26 protein-coding genes are annotated in these 25,790 nt (G+C 60.7%); 14 read left to right on the forward strand and 12 right to left on the reverse strand.

Going from position 1 to position 25,790, the window contains the following annotated elements:
• Window positions 1–6 precede the first annotated feature (6 nt).
• The 5 genes from CCGE525_RS30585 (at window position 7) to CCGE525_RS30605 (ending at window position 4,481) form a co-directional block, all read left to right on the forward strand.
• Window positions 7–1,011 (forward strand): ABC transporter permease, encoded by a 1,005-nt coding sequence (locus tag CCGE525_RS30585; RefSeq protein ID WP_120707958.1) that lies wholly within the window; start codon window positions 7–9, stop codon window positions 1,009–1,011.
• Window positions 1,008–2,021 (forward strand): ABC transporter permease, encoded by a 1,014-nt coding sequence (locus tag CCGE525_RS30590; RefSeq protein WP_120707959.1) that lies wholly within the window; start codon window positions 1,008–1,010, stop codon window positions 2,019–2,021. Before CCGE525_RS30585 ends, CCGE525_RS30590 begins: the two co-directional genes overlap by 4 nt.
• The gene (gene rhaM / locus CCGE525_RS30595; RefSeq protein ID WP_120707960.1) at window positions 2,018–2,344 is read left to right on the forward strand and encodes an L-rhamnose mutarotase; all 327 of its coding nucleotides are present in this window, start codon (window positions 2,018–2,020) and stop codon (window positions 2,342–2,344) included. Before CCGE525_RS30590 ends, rhaM begins: the two co-directional genes overlap by 4 nt.
• On the forward strand, window positions 2,341–3,726 hold the full coding sequence (locus tag CCGE525_RS30600) for an FGGY-family carbohydrate kinase (protein WP_120707961.1): 1,386 nt from the start codon (window positions 2,341–2,343) through the stop codon (window positions 3,724–3,726). Before rhaM ends, CCGE525_RS30600 begins: the two co-directional genes overlap by 4 nt.
• A 104-nt stretch (window positions 3,727–3,830) precedes the next feature.
• On the forward strand, window positions 3,831–4,481 hold the full coding sequence (locus CCGE525_RS30605) for an HD domain-containing protein (RefSeq protein WP_120707962.1): 651 nt from the start codon (window positions 3,831–3,833) through the stop codon (window positions 4,479–4,481).
• Window positions 4,482–4,646: 165 nt separating this feature from the next.
• Here CCGE525_RS30605 and CCGE525_RS30610 read toward each other — a convergent pair whose 3' ends face one another.
• From CCGE525_RS30610 to CCGE525_RS30620, 3 genes are all read right to left on the reverse strand, one after another.
• Window positions 4,647–5,606, reverse strand: coding sequence for a GlxA family transcriptional regulator (locus CCGE525_RS30610; protein ID WP_120707963.1), 960 nt, complete (start codon window positions 5,604–5,606; stop codon window positions 4,647–4,649).
• Between the two features lie 91 nt (window positions 5,607–5,697).
• On the reverse strand, window positions 5,698–5,937 hold the full coding sequence (locus CCGE525_RS30615) for a tautomerase family protein (RefSeq protein ID WP_120707964.1): 240 nt from the start codon (window positions 5,935–5,937) through the stop codon (window positions 5,698–5,700).
• A gap of 60 nt (window positions 5,938–5,997) precedes the next feature.
• Window positions 5,998–6,711 (reverse strand): SDR family NAD(P)-dependent oxidoreductase, encoded by a 714-nt coding sequence (locus tag CCGE525_RS30620; protein WP_120707965.1) that lies wholly within the window; start codon window positions 6,709–6,711, stop codon window positions 5,998–6,000.
• 220 nt (window positions 6,712–6,931) lie between these two features.
• Here CCGE525_RS30620 and CCGE525_RS30625 point away from each other — a divergent pair, with 220 nt between their 5' ends.
• Complete coding sequence (locus tag CCGE525_RS30625) at window positions 6,932–7,858, forward strand: LysR family transcriptional regulator (protein WP_120707966.1); 927 nt, start codon at window positions 6,932–6,934, stop codon at window positions 7,856–7,858.
• Between the two features lie 23 nt (window positions 7,859–7,881).
• Here the strand turns inward: CCGE525_RS30625 and CCGE525_RS30630 are convergent, their stop codons facing one another.
• Window positions 7,882–8,778 carry a LysR family transcriptional regulator gene (locus tag CCGE525_RS30630; protein ID WP_120707967.1) on the reverse strand — a complete coding sequence of 299 codons (897 nt, stop codon included), beginning with the start codon at window positions 8,776–8,778 and terminating at the stop codon, window positions 7,882–7,884.
• Between the two features lie 128 nt (window positions 8,779–8,906).
• Between CCGE525_RS30630 and CCGE525_RS30635 the strand changes: the two genes are divergently transcribed.
• A complete protein-coding gene (locus CCGE525_RS30635) occupies window positions 8,907–9,524 on the forward strand; it encodes a glutathione S-transferase family protein (protein WP_120708715.1) in 618 nt (205 codons plus the stop codon).
• A 48-nt stretch (window positions 9,525–9,572) separates the two neighbouring features.
• The gene (locus tag CCGE525_RS30640; protein ID WP_205587490.1) at window positions 9,573–11,651 is read left to right on the forward strand and encodes a 2Fe-2S iron-sulfur cluster-binding protein; all 2,079 of its coding nucleotides are present in this window, start codon (window positions 9,573–9,575) and stop codon (window positions 11,649–11,651) included.
• Window positions 11,652–11,702: 51 nt separating this feature from the next.
• Here the strand turns inward: CCGE525_RS30640 and CCGE525_RS30645 are convergent, their stop codons facing one another.
• Window positions 11,703–12,041, reverse strand: a complete 339-nt coding sequence (locus CCGE525_RS30645) for a carboxymuconolactone decarboxylase family protein (RefSeq protein ID WP_120708717.1) — start codon at window positions 12,039–12,041, stop codon at window positions 11,703–11,705.
• Between the two features lie 124 nt (window positions 12,042–12,165).
• Between CCGE525_RS30645 and CCGE525_RS30650 the strand changes: the two genes are divergently transcribed.
• Both CCGE525_RS30650 and CCGE525_RS30655 read left to right on the forward strand, forming a co-directional pair.
• Entirely contained in the window at window positions 12,166–13,092 is a 927-nt protein-coding gene (locus tag CCGE525_RS30650; protein WP_120707968.1) for a cupin domain-containing protein, read from the forward strand.
• A gap of 233 nt (window positions 13,093–13,325) precedes the next feature.
• A complete protein-coding gene (locus CCGE525_RS30655) occupies window positions 13,326–14,432 on the forward strand; it encodes a branched-chain amino acid ABC transporter substrate-binding protein (protein WP_120707969.1) in 1,107 nt (368 codons plus the stop codon).
• Between the two features lie 86 nt (window positions 14,433–14,518).
• Here CCGE525_RS30655 and CCGE525_RS30660 read toward each other — a convergent pair whose 3' ends face one another.
• The 5 genes from CCGE525_RS30660 to CCGE525_RS30680 all read right to left on the reverse strand — a co-directional run bounded on the left by CCGE525_RS30660 (window position 14,519) and on the right by CCGE525_RS30680 (window position 19,436).
• Complete coding sequence (locus CCGE525_RS30660) at window positions 14,519–15,343, reverse strand: sugar phosphate isomerase/epimerase family protein (RefSeq protein ID WP_120707970.1); 825 nt, start codon at window positions 15,341–15,343, stop codon at window positions 14,519–14,521.
• Window positions 15,344–15,373: 30 nt separating this feature from the next.
• Window positions 15,374–16,549, reverse strand: a complete 1,176-nt coding sequence (locus CCGE525_RS30665; protein WP_120707971.1) for a dihydrodipicolinate synthase family protein — start codon at window positions 16,547–16,549, stop codon at window positions 15,374–15,376.
• Window positions 16,550–16,561: 12 nt separating this feature from the next.
• Window positions 16,562–17,719, reverse strand: a complete 1,158-nt coding sequence (locus CCGE525_RS30670) for a Gfo/Idh/MocA family protein (RefSeq protein ID WP_120707972.1) — start codon at window positions 17,717–17,719, stop codon at window positions 16,562–16,564.
• Between the two features lie 128 nt (window positions 17,720–17,847).
• Entirely contained in the window at window positions 17,848–18,567 is a 720-nt protein-coding gene (locus CCGE525_RS30675; RefSeq protein WP_120707973.1) for a TetR/AcrR family transcriptional regulator, read from the reverse strand.
• Between the two features lie 239 nt (window positions 18,568–18,806).
• Entirely contained in the window at window positions 18,807–19,436 is a 630-nt protein-coding gene (locus tag CCGE525_RS30680; RefSeq protein ID WP_120707974.1) for a VOC family protein, read from the reverse strand.
• 294 nt (window positions 19,437–19,730) lie between these two features.
• Here CCGE525_RS30680 and CCGE525_RS30685 point away from each other — a divergent pair, with 294 nt between their 5' ends.
• Window positions 19,731–20,939 carry a TIGR03862 family flavoprotein gene (locus tag CCGE525_RS30685; protein ID WP_120707975.1) on the forward strand — a complete coding sequence of 403 codons (1,209 nt, stop codon included), beginning with the start codon at window positions 19,731–19,733 and terminating at the stop codon, window positions 20,937–20,939.
• A 31-nt stretch (window positions 20,940–20,970) separates the two neighbouring features.
• Here the strand turns inward: CCGE525_RS30685 and CCGE525_RS30690 are convergent, their stop codons facing one another.
• Together CCGE525_RS30690 and CCGE525_RS30695 are read right to left on the reverse strand one after the other, a co-directional pair.
• The gene (locus CCGE525_RS30690; protein WP_120707976.1) at window positions 20,971–21,924 is read right to left on the reverse strand and encodes an NAD-dependent epimerase/dehydratase family protein; all 954 of its coding nucleotides are present in this window, start codon (window positions 21,922–21,924) and stop codon (window positions 20,971–20,973) included.
• Between the two features lie 131 nt (window positions 21,925–22,055).
• Window positions 22,056–22,817 carry a GntR family transcriptional regulator gene (locus CCGE525_RS30695; protein ID WP_120707977.1) on the reverse strand — a complete coding sequence of 254 codons (762 nt, stop codon included), beginning with the start codon at window positions 22,815–22,817 and terminating at the stop codon, window positions 22,056–22,058.
• Window positions 22,818–23,002: 185 nt separating this feature from the next.
• Here CCGE525_RS30695 and CCGE525_RS30700 point away from each other — a divergent pair, with 185 nt between their 5' ends.
• The 3 genes from CCGE525_RS30700 to CCGE525_RS30710 all read left to right on the forward strand — a co-directional run bounded on the left by CCGE525_RS30700 (window position 23,003) and on the right by CCGE525_RS30710 (window position 25,785).
• On the forward strand, window positions 23,003–23,989 hold the full coding sequence (locus CCGE525_RS30700; RefSeq protein WP_120707978.1) for an ABC transporter substrate-binding protein: 987 nt from the start codon (window positions 23,003–23,005) through the stop codon (window positions 23,987–23,989).
• An 88-nt stretch (window positions 23,990–24,077) separates the two neighbouring features.
• Entirely contained in the window at window positions 24,078–24,857 is a 780-nt protein-coding gene (locus CCGE525_RS30705) for an ABC transporter ATP-binding protein (RefSeq protein ID WP_120707979.1), read from the forward strand.
• A 4-nt stretch (window positions 24,858–24,861) separates the two neighbouring features.
• Entirely contained in the window at window positions 24,862–25,785 is a 924-nt protein-coding gene (locus CCGE525_RS30710) for an ABC transporter permease (protein WP_120707980.1), read from the forward strand.
• Window positions 25,786–25,790: the final 5 nt, after the last annotated feature.

Below are 25,790 nucleotides of genomic sequence, written 5' to 3' on the forward strand. Positions count from 1 at the left end.
AGCCGGATGCCACCTATTCTCAAGAAACGCGAGACGCTGCTCTTCGTCATCATTGTCGTGATGATCGCCGGTTTCGCGACGCGTGCGGCCGGCTTTGCTGAGCCCGCCAATCTCGCTAATATCTTCAACGACACGTCGATCTTGATCATCCTGGCTCTGGCGCAGATGACGGTCATCCTGACGAAATCGATCGACCTTTCCGTCGCCGCAAATCTTGCCTTCACCGGCATGGCCGTCGCCATGCTGAATGCCGCCTATCCCGATCTGCCGCTGATCGTTCTCGTGGTCACCGCTGTCGTCATGGGGGCAGTACTTGGCGCCATCAACGGCTATCTCGTCTGGGCTCTGGAAATCCCGCCGATCGTGGTCACCCTCGGCACGCTTACCATCTATCGCGGCATGGCCTTTGTGTTATCCGGCGGCGCTTGGGTGAATGCACATCAGTTCACGCCGATCTTCCTCAATGTGCCGCGCACGCCCCTTCTCGGTCTGCCGGTTCTCTCCTGGATTGCCATTGCCATCGTGCTGATGATGTATTTCGTGCTGCGCTATACGCGCTTCGGTCGCTCTACCTATGCCAGCGGCGGCAATCCTGTGGCCGCCGTCTATGCCGGCATCGATGTTGGCTGGACACGCTTCCTTGCCTTTGTCCTGTCAGGCGCCTTGGCCGGCCTCAGCAGCTATCTCTGGGTATCGCGCTATGCCGTCGCCTATGTCGACATCGCCAACGGTTTTGAGCTCGATAGCGTCGCGGCTTGCGTCATCGGCGGCATCTCGATTGCCGGCGGCGTCGGCTCGGTCGCCGGCACCGTGCTCGGCGCGCTGTTTCTCGGGGTCATCAAGAATGCCCTACCCGTCATCGGCATTTCGCCGTTCACGCAAATGGCGATCTCCGGCACCGTCATCATCCTCGCCGTCGTCTTCAATGCCCGGCGTGAGCGCAATCGCGGCCGCATCATCCTCAGGGATCAGGCGGCCAAGGAAACCTCGAGTAAGGAGGTAACCGCATGAGCACCGTGTCCGAAACGACAGCGGAAAAGCGTAGCATTCCCGACCGCCTGGGCACGCCTTTCACGCGCGTGATGGCGAGCTGGGAAGTGCTGCTGCTTGGCGTAGCGATCGTCATTTTCATCTTCAACTCACTGGCTTCGCCATATTTCCTCGACCCTTACAATCTCTCGGACGCGACCTTCAATTTCACCGAAAAGGCGATGATCGCCTTTGCCATGGCGCTACTGATCATTTCCGGCGAAATCGATCTTTCCGTCGCCGCCATTATCGCGCTCGCGTCGACAGCCATGGGCGCCGCTGCGCAAGTGGGCGTCGATACGGTTGGGCTGGTGGCAATCGGGCTAGGCGTCGGACTCGTCTGCGGCCTTTTCAACGGCTTCCTCGTCTCGGTGCTGAAGTTGCCGTCGATCGTCGTCACAATCGGCACGATGAGCCTGTTCCGCGGCATTTCCTATATCGTGCTCGGCGACAAGGCCTATGGCAACTATCCAGATGCCTTCGCCTATTTCGGCCAGGGCTATGTCTTCTGGGTCTTCTCCTTCGAATTCGTTCTTTTCATCGTGTTGGCAGTAGCCTTTGCCATCCTGTTGCACGCAACGAATTTTGGCCGACAGGTCTATACGATCGGCAATAATGATTTTGCAGCGCGCTTTTCCGGCATCCCGGTCGAACGGGTGAAATTCATCCTGTTCCTTCTGACCGGCATCATGAGCGGTATCGCCTCCGTCTGCCTGACGTCGCGTCTCGGCTCCACCCGCCCGTCGATCGCGCTCGGCTGGGAGCTGGAGGTGGTGACCATGGTGGTGCTCGGCGGCGTATCGATCGTCGGCGGCTCCGGCACGATCGGCGGGGTCGTCATCGCTGCCTTCGTCATGGGGCTGGTCACGTTCGGCCTCGGCCTTCTGAACGTGCCGGGTATCGTCATGTCGATCTTCATCGGCCTCCTCCTGATCATCACCATCGCGCTGCCGATCGTCGCACGGCGCGTCAAAGCCATGAGCTCGAAATGACCGCTCTCCTCGAACGCCACGCCTTCAAGATGACGCTCAATCCCGGCATGGAGGCCGAGTACAGAAAACGTCATGACGAGATATGGCCGGAACTGGTGGAACTGCTGCATCAGGCCGGCGTCAGCGACTATTCCATCCATCTCGACCGCCAGACGAACACGCTGTTCGGCGTTCTGACGCGGCCGAAGGATCATACGATGGCCAGCCTTCCCGATCATCCCGTCATGAAGAAATGGTGGGCGCATATGGCGGATATCATGGCAACCAATCCCGATAATTCGCCGGTTCAAAGCGATCTCGTGACGGTCTTCCATCTGCCATGATCGCTACGTCGACCTATCGCCGCATCGCCGTCCTCGATATCGGCAAGACCAATGCCAAAGTCGTGGTGCTCGACGCGCAAACCGGCGCAGAGATTGCCGCCGTGCGGACGTCCAACACGACGCTGAAGACCGGCCCCTATCCGCATTACGATATCGAGCGCCTATGGGATTTCGTCATCGGCGCGCTAAAGGGCTTTGCGGCCACACCCGGCTTCGACGCCATATCGATTACTACGCATGGCGCCTCCGCCGTTCTTCTTGCCGCCGATGGCACGCTTGCCCTGCCGGTGCTCGATTACGAGCATCGTTATCCGGAAGCCGTGCAGGAAACTTATGAACGCCTGCGCCCGCCATTCAGCGAGACATTTTCGCCGAGCCTTTCTGGCGGTCTGAATGTCGGCGCGCAAATCCATTATCAAAAGAGCGTATTTCCCAGCGAATTCGAGCGCGTCAGCACGATCCTGACCTATCCGCAATATTGGGCCTTTCGGCTGACGGGTGTCGCCGCCAACGAGGTAACCTCGCTCGGTTGCCATACCGATCTCTGGAACCCGTCCGCCGGCGCTTATTCCTCGCTGGTCGACACGCTCGGCATCCGTTCCCTGATGGCCCCCATTCGCTCCGCCTTCGATGCGCTCGGCCCTCTATTGCCGACGATCGTGACCGAGATCGGCCTTGATGCGCCAGTCGCGGTCTATTGCGGCATCCATGATTCCAACGCCTCGCTGCTGCCGCATCTGCTCGAAAACGAAGCACCCTTCGCCGTTGTGTCGACCGGCACCTGGGTGATCAACTTCGCCGTCGGCGGTGACCTTGATAATCTCGACCCGACACGTGATGCGCTGGCCAATGTCGATGCCTATGGGCGCACGGTGCCTTCCTCGCGCTTCATGGGTGGGCGGGAATTCGAGATCCTGGCGGCAGGGATCGGGCTCGTATCATCGGACACGGCCGAAAAGGCGCTCGACAGCGTGATCGAAAAGGGCCTCATGCTGCTGCCGAACGTGGTCGAGGGCTCCGGCCCCTTCCCCGGCAAGAAGATGCGATGGATCGGGCAAGCGCAAGCGAGCCCCGAGGAGCGCCTGGCCGCCGCCAGCCTCTATCTGGCGTTGATGACCGAGGCTTGCCTTGGCCTGATCGGTGCCAAAGGCCCGATTTTCGTCGAGGGGCCCTTCGCACTCAATCGCGCTTATCTTGCTGGGCTGTCTTCACTGACGGGATCCGACATCGTCGCGCTGCCCGGCTCGACGGGCACCAGCCAGGGTGCGGCGCTGCTAACCGGTATCAAGCCGGCGCCGCCGCCGGAAAACCCGCCTATCCGGACCGATCTGCAGGGTCTGCGAGACTACAGGCGGGCCTGGCATCAAGCATTGGCAGAATAAACGCCTCCTTTGTCCGAATTCCACGCATCGCTTTGATTGCGATGAAAGGCTCCTTTCACGATCATCTCCGCATCCGCTGATTGGCACGATAAGGAGATTTGACCATGCCCCAGGGAAGCGAAGTCATTGCCGGAATCAGGATACCGGACAGCCAGATGGCAAGGGCAGCGACAGAGTTGGTGCGCGACACCGAAACCGACCTGCTCTACCACCATTCCCGCCGCGTCTTCCTGTTCGGCGCACTGACGGGCGAGCGCAAGAAGCTCAAATACGATCCTGAATTGCTCTATGTCGGCACCATGTTCCACGATATGGGCCTGTTCGATTCCCACGCCAGCGAGACCGACCGTTTCGAAGTCGATGGCGCCAATGCCGCCCGTGACTTTCTCAAGGCCTATGACGTCTCCGAGCGGGATGTCGACGATGTCTGGGATTCGATTGCGCTGCACACGACGCCCGGCATTCCGCAGCACAAGCGCCCAACAGTCGCCCTCGTCACAGCTGGCGTCGAGATGGACGTGCTGGGCATTGCCTACCACGATTTCACCGAGGAACAGCGCCATGAGGTCTGCACCTGCCATCCGCGCGGACTGAAGTTCAAGCACGGCATTCTCTCCGCCTTCTGCTATGGCACGATCAAGAAGCCGGACACCACCTTCGGCAACGTCAAGGCCGACGTGCTGGAGCGCATGGACCCGACCTACAAGCGGATGAATTTCGGAGAAATGATCATGGATTCGGCTTGGGATAGCTGATTTGCCTGCCTTCTCCCCACCGGGGAGAAGGTGCCCCACCAGGGGCGGATGAGGGGGCGTTTCAAGGCTGTTTATCTATTTGGTAATCCAATGAAAACTCTGCCTGTAACGCCCCCTCAACCCGCGCTGCGCGCGACCTTCTCCCCGTTGGGGCGAAGGTAAGACTCAGTCCCTCCTGAAGCTCGCCCGATACTGGTTCGGCGTCACGCCCAGCCGTTTCGCAAAGACCAGCCGCATACGCTGAACATTGCCGAAGCCACATTCGAAGGCGATGGCCTTCAGCGCAAGATCGCTTCCTTCCAGTAGATTGCGTGCCGCATCGACACGCGCCTGTTCCACGAATTCGGCCGGCGTCGCCTGAACCTGCTGCGCGAAGGCACGAGCAAAATTGCGCGGGCTCATGCCGGCCCGTTCCGCGAGATCGGCAACGGAAAGGCGGTCACGCAGATGCGCCATGACATGCTGGTAGACCTTGGCGATCGGCGAGCTCTCTTCCGATGGCGCCGAAATGTAAGGGCTGAATTGCGACTGGCCGCCCTGGCGCTGCGCAACGACGACAAGGCGTTTGGCAACGGCGAGCGCGACGGCGGAACCATGATCCTCATTGATGATTGAGAGCGCAAGATCAATGCCCGCGGTGACGCCCGCCGAGGTCAGGAGGGCGCCATCGCGGATATAGATGCGATCGAAATCGACATTCGCCTCAGGAAACATCCGCGCTAGCACCGGCGCATTCTGCCAGTGGGTCGTTACCATCCGTCCGTCCAGAAGGCCTGCGTGACCAAGCGCGAAGGCGCCGGTACAGATCGAGCCGTAACGCGCGGCCGCGCCGACGATGGCGTGTAGACAGGCGGCCAACCGCGGGTCGGGCGCTGCTTCGGGAAGCCCCGGCCCTCCCGCGACCAGCACCAATTGGAAGCCGGGTTCGGCCTCCTCATAAGTGAGATCCGGCGCCAGGAGCATCCCGTTCGAGGCGCGGAACGGCTCCCGCTCAGGGCCGATCAAAGTCACGCGATATCCGTCGTCATCAGCGATAAACACATTCGCCTCCGCGAACGCGTCCAACGGACCAGAGACGTCGAGGGCTTGTACCCCCGGAAAAATGATCATCGCAACCGATCGCATCGAAACCACACCCCGTCCAATCAGATAGGCAACGGGATGCGGTATAATCGATATCGGCTGTTGTCGTATAGAAAGCGCAATTTCCGCGCCGCTATTTGCCGTCCGATGCGGCAAGCTGTCGCCGGTAGTCCTCAACTGGAAGGCCGCCGACGCCCCAGCTATCCATCTCCACCTCATTGATGACAACGAACGTGGTGTTTTGCGGCTTGCCGAGAACATTGAAGAGAAGGTCGCTGACGCCCTTGATCAGGGCTGCCTTCTGTTCGGCAGTGGTTTGGGTGGCGCTCGGTGCGGTGCCTTCGCGCGTTACCTGGATGTTTACATAGGGCATGATTTTTCTCCTCGTTGGAGCGGCGGCATCAGGACGCGCCGCTCGTTATTGGGATATCGTCTACCAGCGACCGGCATGCTGGCCGCCGTCGACATGCAAGGTCTCGCCGGTCACGAAGCCGGCCTGTTCGAGATAGAGAACGGCATCGACGATGTCGGCGATATCGCCCATGTGGCCGACCGGGTGCAGGGCAGCCAGGAATTCATGTGTCTCCGGCGCATGCATCGGCGTCTTGATGATACCGGGCGCTACCGCATTCACGCGAATACCGCTCTTAGCATATTCGATGGCCAGCGCCCGTGTGACGGCATCGAGCCCGCCCTTGGTCAGCGAGGCAAGTGCGGCCGAAACACCGGCAATCGGCTGATCGACCAGCGTGGTGGTGATCTGGACGATATGACCACTATTGCGCTTCAGCATTTCAGCGGCGGTCAATTGCGAGATATGGAAGAAGCCCTCGACATTGACGGCCATGGCATTCCGAAAATCTTCGACAGTGTAGTCGGTAAACGGCTTGGCAATGAAGATACCCGCGTTGTTGACGAGCGTATCGATGCGGCCGAACCGCTCCATCGCCACCTTCACGATGCGTTCGGCGACGCCTCGGTCGCTGACATCGCCATCGACAGCGACGACGGCAGGGTCCGAGGATGGCTTGATCGAACGGGAATTGGCAACAACGGCATAGCCGTTCTTGCGGTAAGCGGCGACTAGGGCGGCGCCGATGCCTTGCGATGCGCCAGTGATGATTGCGACCTTCTGTTCGTTGCTCATTGTCTTCTCTCCTTCCGAGGGGCGGAGGCCCGTTAACAGGGCGCAGCCAACCGCGCCGTGGCGGTTTGCTCCCGCACGCCTTGAATTTCTTTTCGATGTTACGGATGCCCTTGAAGGGCCGGCGAAACGCTCTCGCCTCGCTTACAAAAGAGATAATGTATTGCGAAGATCGGCGGAATAAGTTCCAATCGGAAGTCAGTCTTACAGATTGAGGAATAATATGGATCGCATCGAGGCCATGAAGGTGTTCGTTACGGCACTGGACGAAGGAAGTCTGGCCGCCGCTGGCCGTAAGCTCGGGCGTTCGGCGGCCGCGGTTACACGCGCCATCACATCGTTGGAACAGCATGTCGGTGTCCAGCTCCTGCACCGGACCACCCGGACAATCCGGCTGAGCGAGGCCGGCGAGCGCTATGCCGCCGCCTGCCGGCGCGTATTGTCCGACATGGAGGAGGCGGATCTATTGGCGGCGGGAGAAACCAAGGCGCCGCGCGGCTTGCTGACCATAACCGCGCCGCTTATCGCCGGCGCAACCATCGTGCAGCCGATCCTCGACGCGTTTCTCGACCGCAATCCCGAGGTCAAGGCGAAGCTATTGTTGCTCGACCGCCCCGTCAGCCTGGTGGACGAAGGTATCGACGTCGGCCTGAGGATCGCGCATCTTTCCGACTCCAGCATGGTGGCAATCAGGATCGGCGAAGTGCGCCGCGTGATCTGTGCCGCACCATTCTACCTCGATGCCCATCCGCCGATCACGGAGCCTGCCGATCTCGCCCATCACCAATGCGTGGCGCTTGCCCAATTCGGCGAAACGAGCTGGAGCTTTCCAGCGACCTCGCCGAACGGCGCCCAACGCCTCGTGCATTTTTCGCCGCGGTTGGTCGTCAATGGCATAGCTGCGGTGATTGCCTCGGTCGCTGCAGGCCATGGCGTCACCCGTGTGTTCTCCTACCATATCGCGGAGAGGGTCAGCCGCGGTGAACTGAGGATCATCCTGGCAAAGGATGAGGCACCACCGCTGCCGGTTCACATCGTGGTGCCCGAAGGCCGCCTTTCCGTCCCGAAGGTTCGAGCCTTTGTCGATGATGCCGTTCCGCGACTGCGAACGGCATTCAGCCGCTTCGCCAAGATGTGTGAGGGAAGCTGAAGCGGCTCGGGGGATGGCCGTTGCTAACGGATTGTCGGTCCTGCCCGCAGTCGCTCCACGGCGAAATCGACAAAGGCGCGCGTCTTTGCGGAGACATGCCGGCCTTCGGGATGCACCACGTAGATCGGCAGCGGTTCCTCCTCAAATTCCTCCAGAATGATACGCAACCGGCCGTCGGCGACTGGCCTTGCGACCTGATAGGAGAGCGGACGCGCCAGGCCCCAGCCGCTCAGGGCCGCCGAGATCGAGGCATCGACCGTGTTGCAGAACAGGCGCGGATGAAGGGTAGGAGACAGTTTGGCTTCAGGGCCGAACCGCCAATCGAGCGGCGCCGACGATCCTGTGCTCGCAATGATCGTATGGCTGGCGAGGTCGGCCGGCGTCTGCGGCACGCCATGACGTTCGAAATATGACGGCGCGCCGCAGACGACGCGGCGCACGGTGCCAACCCTCGTGGCGTTGTAGCTGGAATCCGGCAGGTGGCCGATACGGACAGCGACATCGATCCCCTCCTCCACCAGATTGACGATCCGATCGAACAGCAGCACGCGCCCGGTGACCGCCGGATGCAGCGCCAGGAACTCGGTGACGATGGGCATGACATAGTATTGCCCGAACAGCACCGGCGCCGTGACCGTCAGTACGCCGGAGGGCGTCGCATAGGAGCCGCCGGCGGACGCCTCGGCCTCGTCGATGTCGCTGAGGACCCGGCGGCAATCCTCGACATAGTGGTGGCCCTGCGCGGTGAGCTTCACCGAACGGGTGGATCGCAAAAACAAGCGCGCTCCGGTGACCTCCTCCAGAAAGGCCACCGCACGGGTAACGGCTGGTGAGCTCATATGCATCTGTCGCGCTGCATCGGCGAAACTGCCCGTATCTGCGACTTTCACCAGCACCTTCATGCATTGCAGCTTATCCAACCACCTCTCCTGTCGCGATCATGATTATTCCGTTTGAAGGAATAGTTTCTTGTTCATTATCTCACTTCTGTTTTCTGAAGAAACAATCATTTTTGGCCTGGATAACTGCTCACTTGGAGACCAAAACCGTGAAACTCTATGTCCATCCTCTGTCCGGCCATTCCCACCGCGCCCGTCTGTTCGTGTCGCTGATCGGCGCCGACGCAGACATCGTCGAAGTCGACATCGCCAAGGCCGAGCACAAGACGCCGGCGTTTCTGGCGCTCAATCCCTTCGGCCAGGTTCCGGTGCTGGACGACAATGGCACCGTCATCGCCGACTCCACGGCAATCCTGGTCTATCTCGCCAAGAAATACGCGGGAAAAAGCTGGTTGCCGGAAGATGCTGTGCGCAGCGCCGCCGTGCAGCGCTGGCTTTCGGTCGCATCCGGCGAAATCGCTTATGGTCCCTGCGCTGCACGTCTTGTCACCGTCTTCGGAGCCAAGTTCAATGCGGATGAGGTGATCGCCCGCGCCCATGTCATCTTGAAGCTGATCGACGATGAACTCGCGACGCGCCAATGGATTGCCGCCGATCATCCGACGATCGCTGATGTGGCGCTTTATAGCTACATTGCCCGCTCGCCCGAGGGCAATGTCGACCGTTTCCGGTATCACAACGTCAGCGCCTGGCTTGCCCGCGTCGAAGCCCTTCCAGGCTTTTACGCCTTCCAGAAGACGCCGGTCGGCATCGCCGACGTAGCCTGAAACTTTTCCCGGAAGCAGCGTCGCTCCCCTTCTTCGAAAGGCCGGATTATGTTGACCATGAACGGAACCGAAAATGCGTCTCCCTGGCATGCCGGGGAAATCGCCCTGCAGAAAAAGGCCGGGGTGGCGGAGCGGATGAGCGAAGTCGGCCAGCGTGTTCTGCGTGATTATCTGATAGAGCAGCACCGCGACTTCTACCCGCAACTGCCTTTCATTGTGCTCGGCGTAGTAGATGCAACAGGCGATACCTGGGCGACGCTGCGTACCGCCCCTCCGGGTTTTCTGCATAGCCCCGATATCCACACGCTGACTGTCGATCTCGGCCGCGATCCGGCAGATCCCGCCGATAGCGGCATGAATGACGGCGATGCTATCGGCATGCTCGGTATCGAGCTTCACACCCGCCGCCGCAACCGTCTGAATGGTAGGATCCGCCGACAAGAGAACGGCGGCTTCGATGTGGCGGTCAGTCAATCCTACGGCAATTGTCCGCAATATATCCAGCTTCGGGATTTCGAGTTTGTCCATGATCCGTCCAAACAGACGGATCAGCAGGCGCTCCATCTCAGGGAGCTCGACAGCAGGGCAAAGGGCATGATCACGAGCGCCGATACCTTCTTCGTCGCCTCCTATGTCGATCGAGAGAATGGGCAGAGGCAGGTGGACGTGTCGCATCGCGGCGGCAAGGCCGGCTTCGTGCGTATTGGCAGTGACGGCGTGCTGACGGTTCCGGATTTCGCCGGCAATCTCTTCTTCAACACGCTCGGCAATTTCCTCGTCAATCCGAAGGCGGGGCTGGTCTTTGCCGATTTCGACAGCGGCGAGCTGCTGCAGCTCACCGGTGAAGCGGAGGTTATTCTGGAGTCGCCGGAGATCGCGGCCTTTCAGGGCGCGGAGCGGCTTTGGCGCTTCACGCCCCGCCGGATCGTCCGCCGTCCGGGCGCGTTGCCGCTGCGCTGGAAATTTCGCGAGCGCGGCTGGTCGCCCAACGCGCTGATGACCGGTAACTGGGACGACGCCACGAGTCAGTTGAGAGCCGCGGAGCTGGCAAAGACTTGGCGACTGTTCCGTGTTGCCAAGATCGTCGACGAAAGCGCTCTCATCCGCTCGTTTCATCTGGAGCCCGCCGATGGCAACGGGCTGATCCCACACCTACCCGGCCAGCATCTGCCGATACGCCTGACACCAAAGGAAGCAGACAAAGCGGTCATCCGCACCTACACACTTTCGACGGCACCCTCGGATGGTCTTTACCGCATCAGCGTCAAGCGCGAAGGTCTGGTGTCACGGCATCTACACGACACCGTCCGCGAAGGCGACATCATCGAAGCCCGGGCGCCGTCCGGTCTTTTCACCATCGATGCAACGGAGAAACGTCCCGCCGTATTGCTCGCCGCCGGTATCGGCATTACGCCGCTCCTCGCCATGCTGCGCCACATCGTCTATGAAGGATTTCGCAAGCGCTACCTACGCCCGACCTGGCTGTTCTACTCCGCGCGCAGCAAAGCCGACCGTGCCTTTGATCGCGAGATCGAAGACCTCGTCGCCGCAGCACAGGGCGTGATCCGCCTCGTCCGCGTTCTGAGCAATTCGGTGGGTTCAACGGCCGGCGACGACTATGAGAGGATCGGTCATATCGATATGCCGCTCCTGACCTCGGTCCTGCGCTTCAACGATTACGACTTCTACCTCTGCGGACCGCCGACGTTTATGCAGTCAATCTATGATGGCCTCACCGGCCTCAACATCGCCGACTCCCGCATCCACACCGAGGCCTTCGGTCCCGCCTCGTTGGTTCGGAAATCCGATGCGGCTGCGGCAACTGTCTCTCTGGGCACTCCCACGCAGGCCTCCGTATTCGTGCAATTTATGCGCTCGGCCAAGGAAGCCCGCTGGGAGCCCGGCTCCGGCACCTTGCTGGAACTTGCCGAAGCGCGGGGCCTGTCACCGGAATTCAGCTGCCGTCTCGGCAATTGCGGCAGTTGCCGGACGAAAATCATCGCCGGCACGGTTGCCTACACCAGAACACCGACCGCGCCTGTTGGTGAGGATGAGGCCCTGATCTGCTGTTCCGTGCCGGGGGCGACGGAGGGCGACGAGGGCGAACGACTGCAGCTCGATTTGTAGATGCGAAAGACATTCGCCCGCCGGATCTTGTGAGGCTTGTTTCGTAAGGAATTAACTGCCAACGGCCTCGGCGGCATCCATGACTCGGGCAGAATAGACGAGAGCGGCGCCGGCATTGACGGAGATGGCGACGCCGAGGGCTTCGGCGATCTCTTCCTTGGTAGCACCATACTTCTTTGCTTCGGTGGTGTGGACAACGATACAGCCATCGCAACGCAGCGTCACAGCGACGGCAAGGGCGATCAGCTCGCGCTGCTTGGCATCGAGATAATTGGTCTTTTGGCCGGCGGCCGATAGCGTCTGGTAACCCTTGATCGTTTCCGGCACGACCTTGGCGATCTCGCCGATGCGACCCAACAACTGCGAGCGATATTCCTTCCAATTCAACATGGCGATCTCCTTCGTGATCTCAGCGGCAGTGTGATTGCCTCGGCTGTTGAAAAAGACTATGCCTCCAATCACTGATACGTTGTATGCTTAAAGCGCTCATCTCATAGCGCGATCGTCTCATCACATGGATACACTGAGCCGCCTTGTCGAACTCTCCCATCTCCAGCCGACGCTCGATGTTCGCTGTCGGCTGGAGGGCGCATTTCATATCGATCACGAGCCGGCACAGGAGAGTGTGCTCCCCTTCCATCTCGTCCTCGACGGAAGCTGCACCATCAGGCTGCGCTCCGAGCAAGAGATCGTGCTGCAAGCCGGTGATTTCCTGCTGTTTCCGCGCGGCAGCGCGCATATTCTCAAAAACCTTGGCGACGCCAGCGAACCGACCGCACCCCTGACAGTGTCCCACGACGGCATGCTCCCGCTGCGGCAAAACGGCTTGGCGGCCGATGTCGACCTGCTCTGCGGTCACTTCAAATGCGCGCCGGGATCGTCCGCCTTGCTGCTCGACTCCCTGCCGGATCCGTTCCACGCATCGCTGACAAGCCTCCAAAGTGGCGATATGCTCAGAACCTTCGTCGACCTCCTGCGACAGGAAACGGTGCTCCAGCAGCCGGGAGCGCTGGTGATCGTCACCGGCATGTGTCTCGCTTTGCTCATCCTGGCGCTGCGGACACGCGACACCGCGCCGGACCGAACCCCTGGTCTTCTCGCGCTGCTTGCCGATCCGCGCTTGAGCAAATCCGTACGAGCCGCGATGACGGCGCCGGCAAACCGCTGGACGATCGAGGAACTAGCCAACCTCTCGGCAATGTCACGTGCAACCTATGCACGGCAATTCATGGCTCGTGCAGGAATGACGGTCGGCGATTTCCTGGCAACCCTGAGGATGTCTGTTGCAAGCGATCTGCTGCGAGGGACAAGACGTAGCATCGCCTATATAGCCGCCGAAGTCGGCTACGAATCCGAAGCCGCCTTCGGTAAGACATTCAAAGCCCAAAACGGCCTCACGCCCGCCAAATTCCGGCAGTGGTCCCTCGACGGGAACTTCTGAAAAATCGTTAAAATTGTCCTCACCACAGTTATTTTCTTGCGGAATCGCGGTAATATTCTTACAGAAACTGCCCTTATGAACGCTTTTGAGGTCAAAAATGTCCGAAAGCGATCATCAGCCTCGATGCCATTTCCTGTCTCCATTTTCAGGCGCCTTACGGCAGTTCGCGCGTCACGACAGGCCATTGCGGCGGGTTCAAAGGGCGCTGCCGCGCCCATCCAAGGAGAAAGAAAATGAGTCTGAAGACATTGACGGCTGCGACCTTCGTCGCCTCGCTGGCCTTCGCGCCACTCGCGCATGCGGATATCGTGATCGGCCTGATTGCACCGCTAACCGGCCCCGTCGCCGCTTACGGCGACCAGGTGAAGAATGGCGCACAGACCGCCGTTGACGAGATCAACAAGAGCGGCGGTATTCTCGGTCAGAAAGTCGTGCTGAAGCTTGGAGACGATGCCGGTGATCCGAAGCAAGGCGTCTCCGTCGCCAACGATTTCGTCGGTCAGAGCGTTCGTTTCGTCGTAGGCCCGGTAACCTCGGGTGTCGCCATTCCGGTTTCGGATGCGCTTGCCGAAAACGGCATCCTGATGGTGACGCCGACCGCGACTGCGCCGGATCTCACCAAGCGCGGCCTGACCAATATCCTGCGCACCTGCGGCCGTGACGACCAGCAGGCCGATGTTGCAGCGAAACATGTGCTGACGAACTTCAAGGACAAGAAGATCGCGATCCTCAACGACAAGGCGGCCTACGGCAAAGGTCTGGCCGACGCTTTCAAGGCCACGCTGAATGCTGGCGGCGTGACCGAAGTGATCAACGACTCCCTGACCCCCGGCGAAAAGGACTACAGCGCTCTGACGTCGAAGCTTAAGGCAGCCGGCGTCGATGTCGTCTATTTCGGCGGCTATCATCCGGAGGGCGGTCTTCTCGCCCGTCAGTTGCACGACATCTCTGTCAAGGCGCAGATTATCGGCGGTGATGGCCTGTCGAACACTGAATTTTGGGCAATCGCCAATGAAGCCGCCCAAGGCACGATCTTCACCAATGCCTCTGACGCGCTGAAGAACCCGGATTCCCAGGCCGCCGCCGCGGCGCTGAAGGCGCGCAACATCCCGCCGGAAGCCTTTACGCTGAATGCCTTTGCTGCAGTACAGGTGCTGAAGGCCGGCATTGAAAAGGTTGGCAGCGCCGACGACGCGCAAGCCGTCGCAACCGCGCTGAAGAGTGGCGAACCGATCCAGACTGCCATCGGCAAGGTCACCTATGGCGAAACTGGCGACCTCACCTCGCAGAGCTTCTCGCTCTACAAGTGGGATGCCGGCAAGATCGTCCCGGTCGAATAAGCCGCTCGGTTCAAGTCTTCAAACGTCGCCGGGCCATTCGTGGCCCGGCATTTCTATGCCTGCCTGATCGGGCTCACGATGCTCCTTCAACAGACGGTGCGGAAGCGTTCGACACAGGTGGACAATACCTCCTCACCCGGCCTCTTCCACCAATTCGCCTCGGAGAAGATTTCCACTTCCTGCGGACCGGAAAAGCCGGCCTTCTCGACAGCGGCGCGAATGCGCTTCAGGTCGATGACGCCATCGCCCATCATGCCGCGATCCAGCAGCAGATCCTTCGTCGGTACCAGCCAGTCGCAGATATGGTGCGCCAGGATTTGGCCGTTGGCGCCAGCCCTTGCGATCTGCTGATAAAGCTTCGGATCCCACCAGACGTGGTAGACGTCGACGGCGACGCCAACACCCTCGCCCAGCAGGTCGCAAATATCGAGCGCCTGTTCCAGCGTGTTCACACAGGCACGGTCGGCGGCATACATCGGATGCAGCGGCTCGATCGCGAGCGGAATGCCGGCGCCGCGAGCATGCGGCAGGATCGCCGCAATGCCATCAGCCACCATTTCGCGAGCGTGAGCGATATCCTTCGAACCCTTCGGCAGACCGCCGACGACAAGCACGAGGCAATCGGCATTCAGCGCCGCGGCTTCGTCGATCGCCCGCCTGTTGTCATCTATCGCCGCCTTCAGGCCCTCGGCATCGGCAGCCGGGAACATGCCCCCACGGCAAAGCCCGGTGACCTTCAGCCTGTTATTCGCCACGATTCTTGCTGCTTCCGACAACCCGATCGCATGCACCTGATCGCGCCATGGCGCAATCGCAACGATATCCTGCTTCAGGCAGGCCTCGACCGCCTGGCGCATGTCATATTGCTGGCGCACGGTCGCAAGATTGATGGAAAGGCCCGATACAGCCATTCTGATGATCCTCCCAGATCCTGTTTCCGATTAGGCAACGCCGACGGTTGCTAGGATCGTCTTCATCCGCTGCACGGCGAGATCGGGATCGCTCAGGATACGCGCCGTATCGGCCAGACGGAACAGCTCCGACAGATGCACGATGGATCGCGTGCTTTGCTGGCCGCCCAGCATCTGGAAGTGATCCTGGAAGCCATTGAGATAGGCGAGGAAAACCACGCCGGTCTTGTAGAAGCGCGTCGGCGCCTTGAAGATGTGGCGCGACAGAGGGACGGTCGGCGCCAGCATCTGATGGAAGGCTTCGAGATCGTTCTCGGCAAGCTTCGAGAGCGCCGCGCTCGCAGCCGGCGCGATCGCGTCGAATATGCCGAGCAGCGCATGCGAATAGCCCTGGCTATCCCCGGCGATCAGTTCGGCATAGTTGAAATCGTCGCCGGTATACATCTTGACCGCGGGATCGAGGCGGCGGCGCATGACGATCTCTTTTTCCGCCGACAATAGCGAGATCTTGACGCCATCGACCTTCGCAGCGTTGTCGTTGATGATCGCAACCGCCGTGTCCATGGCAAGCATGTCGTCCGGCGAACCCCAATAGCCCGCCAGCGCCGGATCGAACATGGAGCCGAGCCAGTGGATGATCACCGGCTGCCGGACCTGCCCGAGGATGCGGTTGTAGACGCGGATGTAGTCATCCGGGCTTTTGGCGGCGGCCGCAAGTGCGCGGCTCGCCATCAGGATGATGCGCCCGCCCTGGCCTTCGACAAAGGCGACCTGCTCCTCATAGGCGCGGATGACATCATCGATGGTGACATCCGGTCCCGGTGCTAGATGATCGGTGCCGGCGCCATAGGCGATCAGCGAGTCCGAACGATTGCGGGCGGCCGATTGCGCATGGGTGATCAGCTCCTTGGCGCCAGCCCAGTCGAGGCCCATGCCGCGCTGCGCCGTGTCCATGGCTTCCGCGACGCCCAAGCCGAGATCCCAGAGATATTCGCGGAAAGCAATCGTGCGCTCCCAATCGATGTTGCGGTCGAGCCAGGGATCGTTGTCGGCCAGGGGATCGACGACGACGTGAGCGGCCGCATAAGCGACGCGGTTGAAACGATGCCCACCCGCCGGGCGTTCCGGAGGACTAAGCGGCGTGTTGGCGACGGTAAATTCGGCAAGCTTGCCGCCGGCCATGGGCAAACGAAGGGTCTTCGTCATGGTCTTAACCTCCTAGAGAGCGGAAAGCGAGGGAACGTCGAGCCAGCGGCGCTCCGCCCAGCTCCTTTGAGCGAGTTCGGCGAGTTGAACGCCCTTGGCGCCCTCGCGCAAGGTGAATTTCCACGGCGTATCGTCGACAACGTGGCGCAGGAAATCCTCCCACTGCGCCTTGAAACCATTGTCGAAGGCCTGCGTGTCGGGCACTTCGTCCCAAGTCTCGAAGAAATTGATTGGCTGCGGCTGATCCGGATTCCAGACCGACTTCGGCGTGTTGACGCGGTGCTGCGTCCAGCAGCGCATCAGCCCACAGACTGCCGAACCATGCGTGCCGTCGACCTGGAACGTCACGAGATCGTCACGACGCACGCGCACTGCCCAGGAGGAATTGATCTGCGCGACCACGCCGCCATCGAGCTCGAACGTGGCATATGCCGCATCGTCAGCGTCGGCGACGTAGGTCTTGCCGTTTTCATCGACGCGGCTTGGAATGTGCGTCGCACCATAGCAGCTTACGGCTTTGACCTCGCCGAAGAGATTGTCGAGCACATAGCGCCAATGCGGCAGCATATCTAGGATCATCCCCCCGCCCTCGGCCTTGCGATAGTTCCAGGACGGACGCTGCGCCTTCACGCCCCAATCGCCTTCGAAAACCCAGTAGCCGAACTCGCCGCGTACGGAGAGAATCTTACCGAAGAAACCGCTGTCGCGCAGCATAGCGATCTTCCGCAGGCCTGGCAGATAGAGCTTGTCCTGCACGACGCCGTTCTTGACGCCATGACGCTCCGCCAATGCGGCGACCCTTAGCGCTTCGGCCAACGTCTCGGAAATAGGCTTCTCGCAATAGACATGCTTGCCGGCTGCGATGGCTCGCTCCAGCAGCGAGATGCGCATCTGCGTCGAACCGGCGTCGAAGAAAATCGTGTTGTGAGGATCGGTAAGAGCGCTGTTGAGATCGGTGGTCGTTTTGGCAAGGCCGTGCCTGCGGGCGATTTCCCCGATCTTTTCGGCATTGCGGCCGACCAGGATCGGGTCCGGCATCAACCTGTCGCCATTAGCAAGCAGCACGCCGCCCTGCTCGCGGATCGCCAGGATCGAACGCACGAGATGCTGATTGTAACCCATGCGGCCGGTGATGCCGTGCATGATGATGCCGATCTGTTTCGTCACCATGTCTCCTCCTCCCGTAAATAACTATATAGTTACATAACTGACACGGCAAAGCGGAGCTGTCAACGGCCATCGTCGACGGCCGTTGCGACAACTGCGCGGATTCGGCGGGATTAGCAGGCGTTTTGCGCTTAGGGACGCAGATAGGCGAAGACGACCTCGACGATGTGCTCGCCCCAGGCATCGATCTCCGACTTGTCGGAAAGGTTCCGCCGGAAGATCGTCGACAGCGTCCAGCGGTTCGTCAGGAAGAAGGAACCGAGCGCCGCGATGCTCATGTAGATCTTAACGGGATCGCAGCCCGGTCGAAAGTCGCCGGCCGCCGCGCCACGATCGAGCAGACCGGAAATCTCTGCAACCAGAGGCGAATGCAGCTCGAAAATCCGCGCCGATCGCTTCAGAAAGCGAGCCTTATGCAGGTTCTCCGTGCTAAGAATACCAAGAAACTCGGGATGATCCAGAAAATATTTCCATGTGAAAACAACAAGCTCCCGCATGCCTTCGGCAGGGCTGCGATGCGAGAGATCGAGCCTTGCCTCCGCCGAACGGATGGCAACGTAGCTGCCTTCGAGGACAGCGACATAAAGCGCATCCTTGCCACCGAAATAGTGGTAGAGCATGCGCTTGTTGATATTGGCACGCTCGGCGATGGCGTCGACACGGGCGCCGCCATAACCGCGCTCGGCAAATTCCTTGGTCGCCGCGGCCAGGATCGCCTTGCTCGTACGCTCCGCATCCCTGAGACGTGGCCGCTCGGCTGGCGAACGCGATACCGCCTGATCGGTGGACTCGACCACAATTTCAGCCTCCGGGCTCTTCGATCGGCCTTTTGCGGTTTTGGCTTCGGACATCGCGACTCCCGATTGCGTTTGGCAAGGCCAGACGGCCTCTTAGCCACCGACAAGTAACCGATCATGGCACAAGTTGACAGTCCCCGGAAAATCCAAGGCCATAGTAACTATATAGTTATATACCGTACCGTCGGAAACGCAAGTACAGCGCCAGGCTCGAAGCGTCGCGCTGATCACGGATCCTGCCTTCGGTAGGCAAGTGGAACAGACGTTTTCGACGCTTCGCCGGCCGTGCGCACTTACAAAGGCAATTCTTCGCCGGCTTCTTCCTGGACCATGTACTCGGCGTACCAGTCCGGCCAATTCTCATCGCGTTGGCCGCCGGTTCGCTTCTCATGCTCGCCATGCGCGACCGCCGCCCGACGGAGCGCGGCCGCAAGCTCGGTCGGCGAGGTGAATGACGTAACATTCGCGTCCACACGGCCGGGCAACCGCGCGGTAACCTCCTGAAGCAGCCAGTTGTTGCCGTCCGGATCGCTGAATGAGGCGAGCGAAGCATAACTGCGGCGCTCGGGATGCGGTCCGCTCACACGGCCGGGCCCTTCGCCGCGGTGGAATATCTCGCTGATCTCGACGCCGCGCCTGACAAGCTCCGCATGGGTCGCTTCGATATCGGATACGACAAGATAGAGGCTCGACGTCGACCCCAAATGGATCGAGCACGGCGAGCCGGGAGGCGTGAACTGGACGGCGCGGGATCCGTCGCTTCGAACAAAGTCCGCGTCGAGCCGCCAGCCAAGGCTTTCATAAAAGCGCTTGGCGCGGTCGACGTCAGCGACGGGGAGGACGGCAACCTCAAGCTTCAACGCGACCGCTGGCGTTGTCGAACTCTCGCTCGCCGTTGTGCTTTGTACCTGACTGTTGCTCATGTGAGGCCCCCTGGGTTTAGAGGTTCGAGATGAGGCAGGAGACTATGAAACTGCACGCACGCCGATGACGCAGAACGATAGTTCGGTCGACGTAGCGGAAAGGGTTGATCAAGTCCTTCACGATGGCATGCCCGACGATATAGATAGCCAGGCATTGATCTAGGCGACATGGCGGCCTCGGCCAGAGAGGCAGCTACTCGATAATTGACGATCGGGCACTCATCGCCAAGGCGCCTTGCTTTCAGCGCCCGCTCGGCCCAAGAGAACAGAAATGATTCAACACCCGGCGACTTCATGACAGGAAAGCAGATCGCGATCATCGGTGGCGGCCCTGCGGGCTTGATGGCGGCCGAAGTGCTGTCTCTCTCCGGCCATCGGGTCACCGTCTACGACAGCATGCCGACGGTCGCGCGCAAATTCCTGCTGGCCGGAAAATCCGGCCTCAACATTACCCATGCCGAGGATTACGCCCGTTTCGCCAATCGCTTCGGTGCGGCCTCCGAACGCCTCTGCCCCGCCCTCGATGCGTTTACGCCTGACGATCTCAGGACCTGGGCGGCGGGGCTTGGTACGGAGACATTCACAGGTTCCTCGGGCCGAGTTTTTCCAAAGGTCATGAAGGCCTCACCGCTGCTGCGCGCTTGGCTCGGCAGGCTGGAGACGCAGGGCGTAAGGGTGCGGACACGGCATCGCTGGACCGGTTTTGCCGAAGGTGGCTTCGTCTTCGAGACGCCGGAGGGACCAACGATCGTTCATTGCGACGCAGCTCTGCTGGCGCTCGGCGGCGCGAGCTATCCGCGGCTCGGTTCAGACGCCGCCTGGATCACCTGGCTTCGGGATAAAGGCGTGGAGATCACCGAATTCCAGCCCGCCAATTGTGGCTTCGATGTCGCCTGGAGCACGATCTTCGCAGAGCGCTTCGCCGGCATGCCGCTAAAGGCGGTGACGGCGACATCTGATGCCGGCACCTTTCCTGGCGAATTCGTTATTTCCCGGCACGGCATCGAAGGCAGCCTTGTCTATGCTCACGCCGCCAGCCTGCGCGACCGGCTTGCAAGCGATGGCAAAGCTGCGCTCATAGTCGACCTCGCACCCGGCAGGACAGCGGAACGGCTGTCGCGCGATCTAGCGCGGCAGGACGTCAAAGCCAGCCTTCCCAATCGCCTCCGCAAAGGCGCCGGAATCGAAGGCGTCAAAATGGCGCTGCTGCGAGAATTTGTTTCTCCCGCCGTTCTGGCGGACCCGGAGTGGCTGTCGCAGCTGATCAAGGCCCTGCCGATCCCGCTGCTGAGGCCGCGGCCCATCGCCGAGGCTATCTCATCGGCGGGCGGCGTCCGCTGGAGCGGTGTCAACGATGGATACATGCTGAAAGCCCTCCCCGGCGTGTTCGTCGCCGGAGAAATGATCGATTGGGAAGCCCCGACCGGCGGCTATCTTCTCTCCGCCTGTTTCGCCACCGGACGCGCCGCCTCAAGAGGCATAGAGGCCTGGCTGCGGCGATGAGGGTTTCGGCCTCCCTGGAAGTTTGGCCCCCTCACCTAAGCTGCCCGTTCGCCATGAGCCACGCCACGGACTCCTGCACCGCCTGCAGCGAAGCGTAGCGCGGCTGGTAGCCGAGAAGCCGCTCGGCCTTTGCGATCGAGCAATTCGGGCTGCGGGCGATATGCTCCCACGTCGCCTTGGCATCCTCCGGCGACTGGCTTTCGGCCCATTTGTCGTAGGGAAGAAATTCCAGTTTCGGTTCATGGCCGAACCAGCGCGACATGGCTTCGGCATAACCTCTGAGCGTCAGCGCGCCGCTTGATACCGCATGGAAACTCTCGCCGGTCGAGGCGCGCCAATTGGCAATCGCGCCCATGAACATCTGCGCGACATCGTCGGCATGGACATGATGGACCGTTTCCAGACCGAAATTCGGCAGCACAAGCGTTTCACCCCGCGCCAGCGTCGAAAACGCCGCGAGGTTGAAATGGCCGGCCGGATTGAGCGGTGCCCAGCCGGGACCGACTATATGACCAGGATGGATCAGCGTTGCCGGAAAACCCTTGGTGCGCGCTTCGCCCAACAAATAGGTCTCTATGGCCGCCTTCTGCGTACCGTATTCACCGAACGGTCGCTTCGGCGTTTCCTCGAGCGTCGGTACGACGGTAGCAAAACCGTGCGTCCAGATGGTGCCCGTATGTAGGAAATGGCTGACATGGCCTGAGAGAGCTTCGGCCAGATGCTTTGCGCTCTCCAGGGTGAAGCAGATCATATCGATGACGATATCGGCCTTCAGCGCCAGGATCGCCGGCCCGAAACTGCCGTCCTTTTCCATAGCCTCGCGATCCATCGTCAACTGTTCGACGGCATCCCATGCGCGGTTCGGCGAATAGGGCTTTGCCCAACCGCGGCTCACCGCCACCACCTCATGCCCGGCGTCCACCAGCCGCGGCACGAGATAAGTGCCCACATGGCCGGTTGCTCCTATGACCACTGCACGTGTCATGATGTCCTCCCAAGGATATTTTCAAAATTGGATGATGCCGGAATCCGGCGTGAAGAGAATGATCGCCAAACAATAGGCGCATGTGCCGCCTTGTCATCCCCAAACAGAAAAGGTCGGGAACTTTCTTGCAGCTAAGCGCCGCTGCGCAGCTTTAATGGCTCGCGCTCGCCGTCCTCATCCTCAGACCTGACATAGACCTGAAGCGTGTAGCCAATATGCTCGGTCATTAGTGCCCTGGCGCGCTCGATATCGCGGTCGAGGGCGGCCTCCATCAGCTCCGTGTGATGCTCGATCGCCATCGCGTCGCGCAAGGCAGCAACCGCCGTCTCGTAGCCGATCGTCAGGCCCGCGGCGGCGCGCTGCGTCGGCGCGAGGCCGAGAAAGCGGTGATGACGGCGGAGCTGGTCGGAAATCGTACCCTGAAAGCGCAGGAGCCAGTTCGAGGTTGCAGCGCTCAAGAGAGCGGCATGAAAGGCCGTATGCTTTTCATCCCACTCGTCAGCCATTTCCTCGGAAGCGGCATCGGGTACGATCTTGCAGCGCGAGAGGCGATAATGCGCTGTGACCACAGTGGATTCCCAGGCCTGTCCGCCTTTTTCGATCGATTCCAGCAGCAGCGGCAGTTCGACAACCATTCGCGCCCGCATCAGATCTTCCAGCTCCGTACGGGAAACTGGGGCGACGGCAAAACCGCGATTGCTGATGGCCGTCACCAGCTTTTCGGCTTCCAGCCGCGACAAGGCTTCGCGCAGCGGTGTCCAACCGACGCCATAGGCGTCTCGCAAGGCGCTCAGTTTCAATGATGCGCCGGGTCTAAGCTTCGTATTGAGAATATCTCGCCGCAGCAGCCAATAGGCCGCTTCCGTCTTCGTCAAAGGTTCCTTGTCTTGCATAGCGCCGTTCCCAGGTCACCCAAGCTTGAGATTATATATAAATCCATCCTTCGGCAAAATTATATATCAAATTCGCTGATTGGGTATATCATATATCGCAAATTGACAGGGCCATCGTAGCCGCTATGATCCCTGGCAACAAAGGTGGGGGGAGCGAGGCTCTCTACAAAATCCGGGAGGAAACGATGAAGAAATCCACATCCATGTGGTTGTCGGGACTGGTTCTCGCTGGCGCATTCATGGCGAGCGTCGTCACGGCAGCCGCCGAGCCGATTAAGATCGCTATTGCCAATTTTGGCGAACATCCGCAGCTCAACGCCTCGATTGCCGGTTTCAAGAAGGCGCTGGCCGACAACGGTTTCGTCGAAGGCAAGGACGTGGTCTACACCGAGAGCAACACCAGCTTCGACGCCTCGCTGGTGCCGCAGATGATCGCCAAGCTGCAGTCGGACCATCCGAAACTGATGTACACCATCACGACGCCGGTCTCGCAGATCGCCAAGAAGGCGCTCGCCGGCTCCGGCATTCCGATCGTGTTCTCGGCCGTGACCGATCCGGTCGCCGCAAAGCTGGTTCCCTCCTGGGATGCCGGCGATGTGGGCATTACCGGCGCGAGCGACCTGCAGGACATCGCCGCCATCCTGACCTTCACCAAGAAGCTGCTTCCGAATGCCAAGCGCATCGGCGTGCCTTACAATCCGGGCGAGGCCAACGACGCCGCCCTGATCGAAAAGGTTAAGGCCGCCGCTCCGGCCGCTGGCTTCGAACTGGTCGCTGTCGGTGTCGACAATGTCAACGACATCCAGCAGCGCATCGCATCGCTCGCCGGCAAGGCAGACGTGATCTACACGCCCGCCTCGAACCTTTTGCAGCCGGCAATCACCGCCGTTGCCGCAGCCGCCCGGCAGGCCCAGATCCCGATCGTCAATTCAGACGACGCCGCAGTTCGCAGCGGTGTCGTCCCGGCAAGCTTCGCAGTCAACTACGAGCAGGTCGGCGAAAATGCCGGCAGGATCGCCGCAAAGATCCTCAAGGGTGGCGACCCCAAGACGATCGCGCCATCGCGTCCCGCCTATGAGGACCATGCTCCGCTGATCAACAAGACGGTCCTGAAGGCTTTCGGCGCCGAAGTGCCGGCATCACTTGCCGATTGCAATTGCTTCACGAAGTGATCGGCGGCATCTTCGAAGGATCAACCTGATCCATGGCGGCGTTGAAAGCGCCGCCATTTCATAACCCTACACTGCAGGGGAGGCACGGATGCTGGACATCAAATCCGCGCGCAAGGTTTTCTACAGAGGCCAGCCCGACGAAAAGGTCGCGCTCAACGGCCTGACACTCTCCCTCAAGACCGGCGAATTCGGCGTCGTCATCGGTTCGAACGGCGCTGGCAAGAGCAGCATGCTGAATGCCATTTCCGGTGCCCTTAGCCTCGATTCCGGCCAGATCCTCATCGATGGCAACGACGTCACGAACATACCGGTCCACAAGCGTGCCGCACGTCTGGCCCGCGTCTTCCAAGACCCGATGAAGGGCACCGCCGCCAGCATGACCGTCGGCGAGAACATGCTTCTGGCGGAGCTGCGCGGTAAGAAGCGGGGATTTCGACCCGGCCTGAATGCCGCCCGTCTTGCCGCCTACAAGGAACGCCTCGCTGTTCTCGGGCTGGGTCTTGAAAACCGCCTGGACACCAAGGTGGAGCTTCTATCGGGCGGCCAGCGCCAATCGCTGTCGCTGATCATGGCAGTGGGCGGTTCGCCCGACGTACTGCTGCTCGACGAACACACCGCCGCCCTCGATCCGCGCACGGCCGACATCGTCATGCAGGCGACGGTGCGCACCGTCGAGGCGCTGAAGCTTACGACCCTAATGGTGACGCACAACATGCAGCACGCCGTCGATTTCGGTGACAGCATCATCATGCTCGATGCCGGCCGGGTGCATCTTGAAATTACCGGGGAAGGCAAGCGGCGCATCACCGTGCCCGAACTGATCGGTCACTTCGCCGTCAAGACCGACCGCATGCTGCTGGTGAGCTGATATCATGGATTTCATTCAAGAAACCGTTTCAAGTTTCGTCTCACTGATCCCGGTCACGCTGGCGCAGAGCTTCATCCTGAGCTTCGTCGTGCTGGGCATCATGATCCCTTTCCGCATGCTGAGCTTCCCGGACCTGACCAGCGAGGGCGCCTTTCCACTCGGCGGCTGCGTCTGCGGTATTCTGCTGGCGGCGGGCGTTGCGCCGCCACTCGCGATCGCCGCAGCTTTTGTCGTCGGTCTTGCCGCCGGCTGCTGCACGGCCTTCATTCACCTGCGCTTCCGCATCCATACGCTGCTCGCCGGTATTCTGATGTCGACCATGCTTTACAGCGTCAATCTTGGCATCATGGGCAAATCGAACCTCTCGGTCTTCGGCTCACCGACGGTGTTTGATTGGGTGCCGCTGACGCAGCCGGGCTTCCCGGCAAGCAAGATCGTCGTCGCCGGTGTGATTGCCCTGATCGTGCTCCTCGTCCTCAACCGCTATTTCAAGACGGAAAAGGGTACGGCCATGCGCGCCGTCGGCGCCAATCCAGAAATGGCCGAAGCGCAGGGCATCAATGTCTGGGCCGCGACGATCGGCGGTGTTGGCCTTGCCAGCGCCTTCTCTGCCTCCAGCGGCGCGCTGATGGTGCAATCGCAGGGCTTCGCCGACGTCAATATGGGCATCGGCATCCTGATCAACGGCCTGGCCGCACTGATGATCGGCGAGGCGTTCACCGGCAAGCAGACTGTGCTCAGGCAGCTGCTCGCGCCGTTCGTCGGCTCGATCATCTATTATCAGCTCGTCTCGCTCTGCCTCGCTGCCGGCATGCCGCCGCCGAACCTGAAGCTCGCTACCGGCCTGTTCGTCCTGCTGATGCTGGCGCTGCCAAGCATCAAGCGCAGCCGTGGCGGCGCGCCCGCCCGGGAAACCATCCGCGAATAAAGTGA

The sequence above is a fragment of the Rhizobium jaguaris genome (assembly GCF_003627755.1).
Taxonomy (GTDB): domain Bacteria; phylum Pseudomonadota; class Alphaproteobacteria; order Rhizobiales; family Rhizobiaceae; genus Rhizobium; species Rhizobium jaguaris.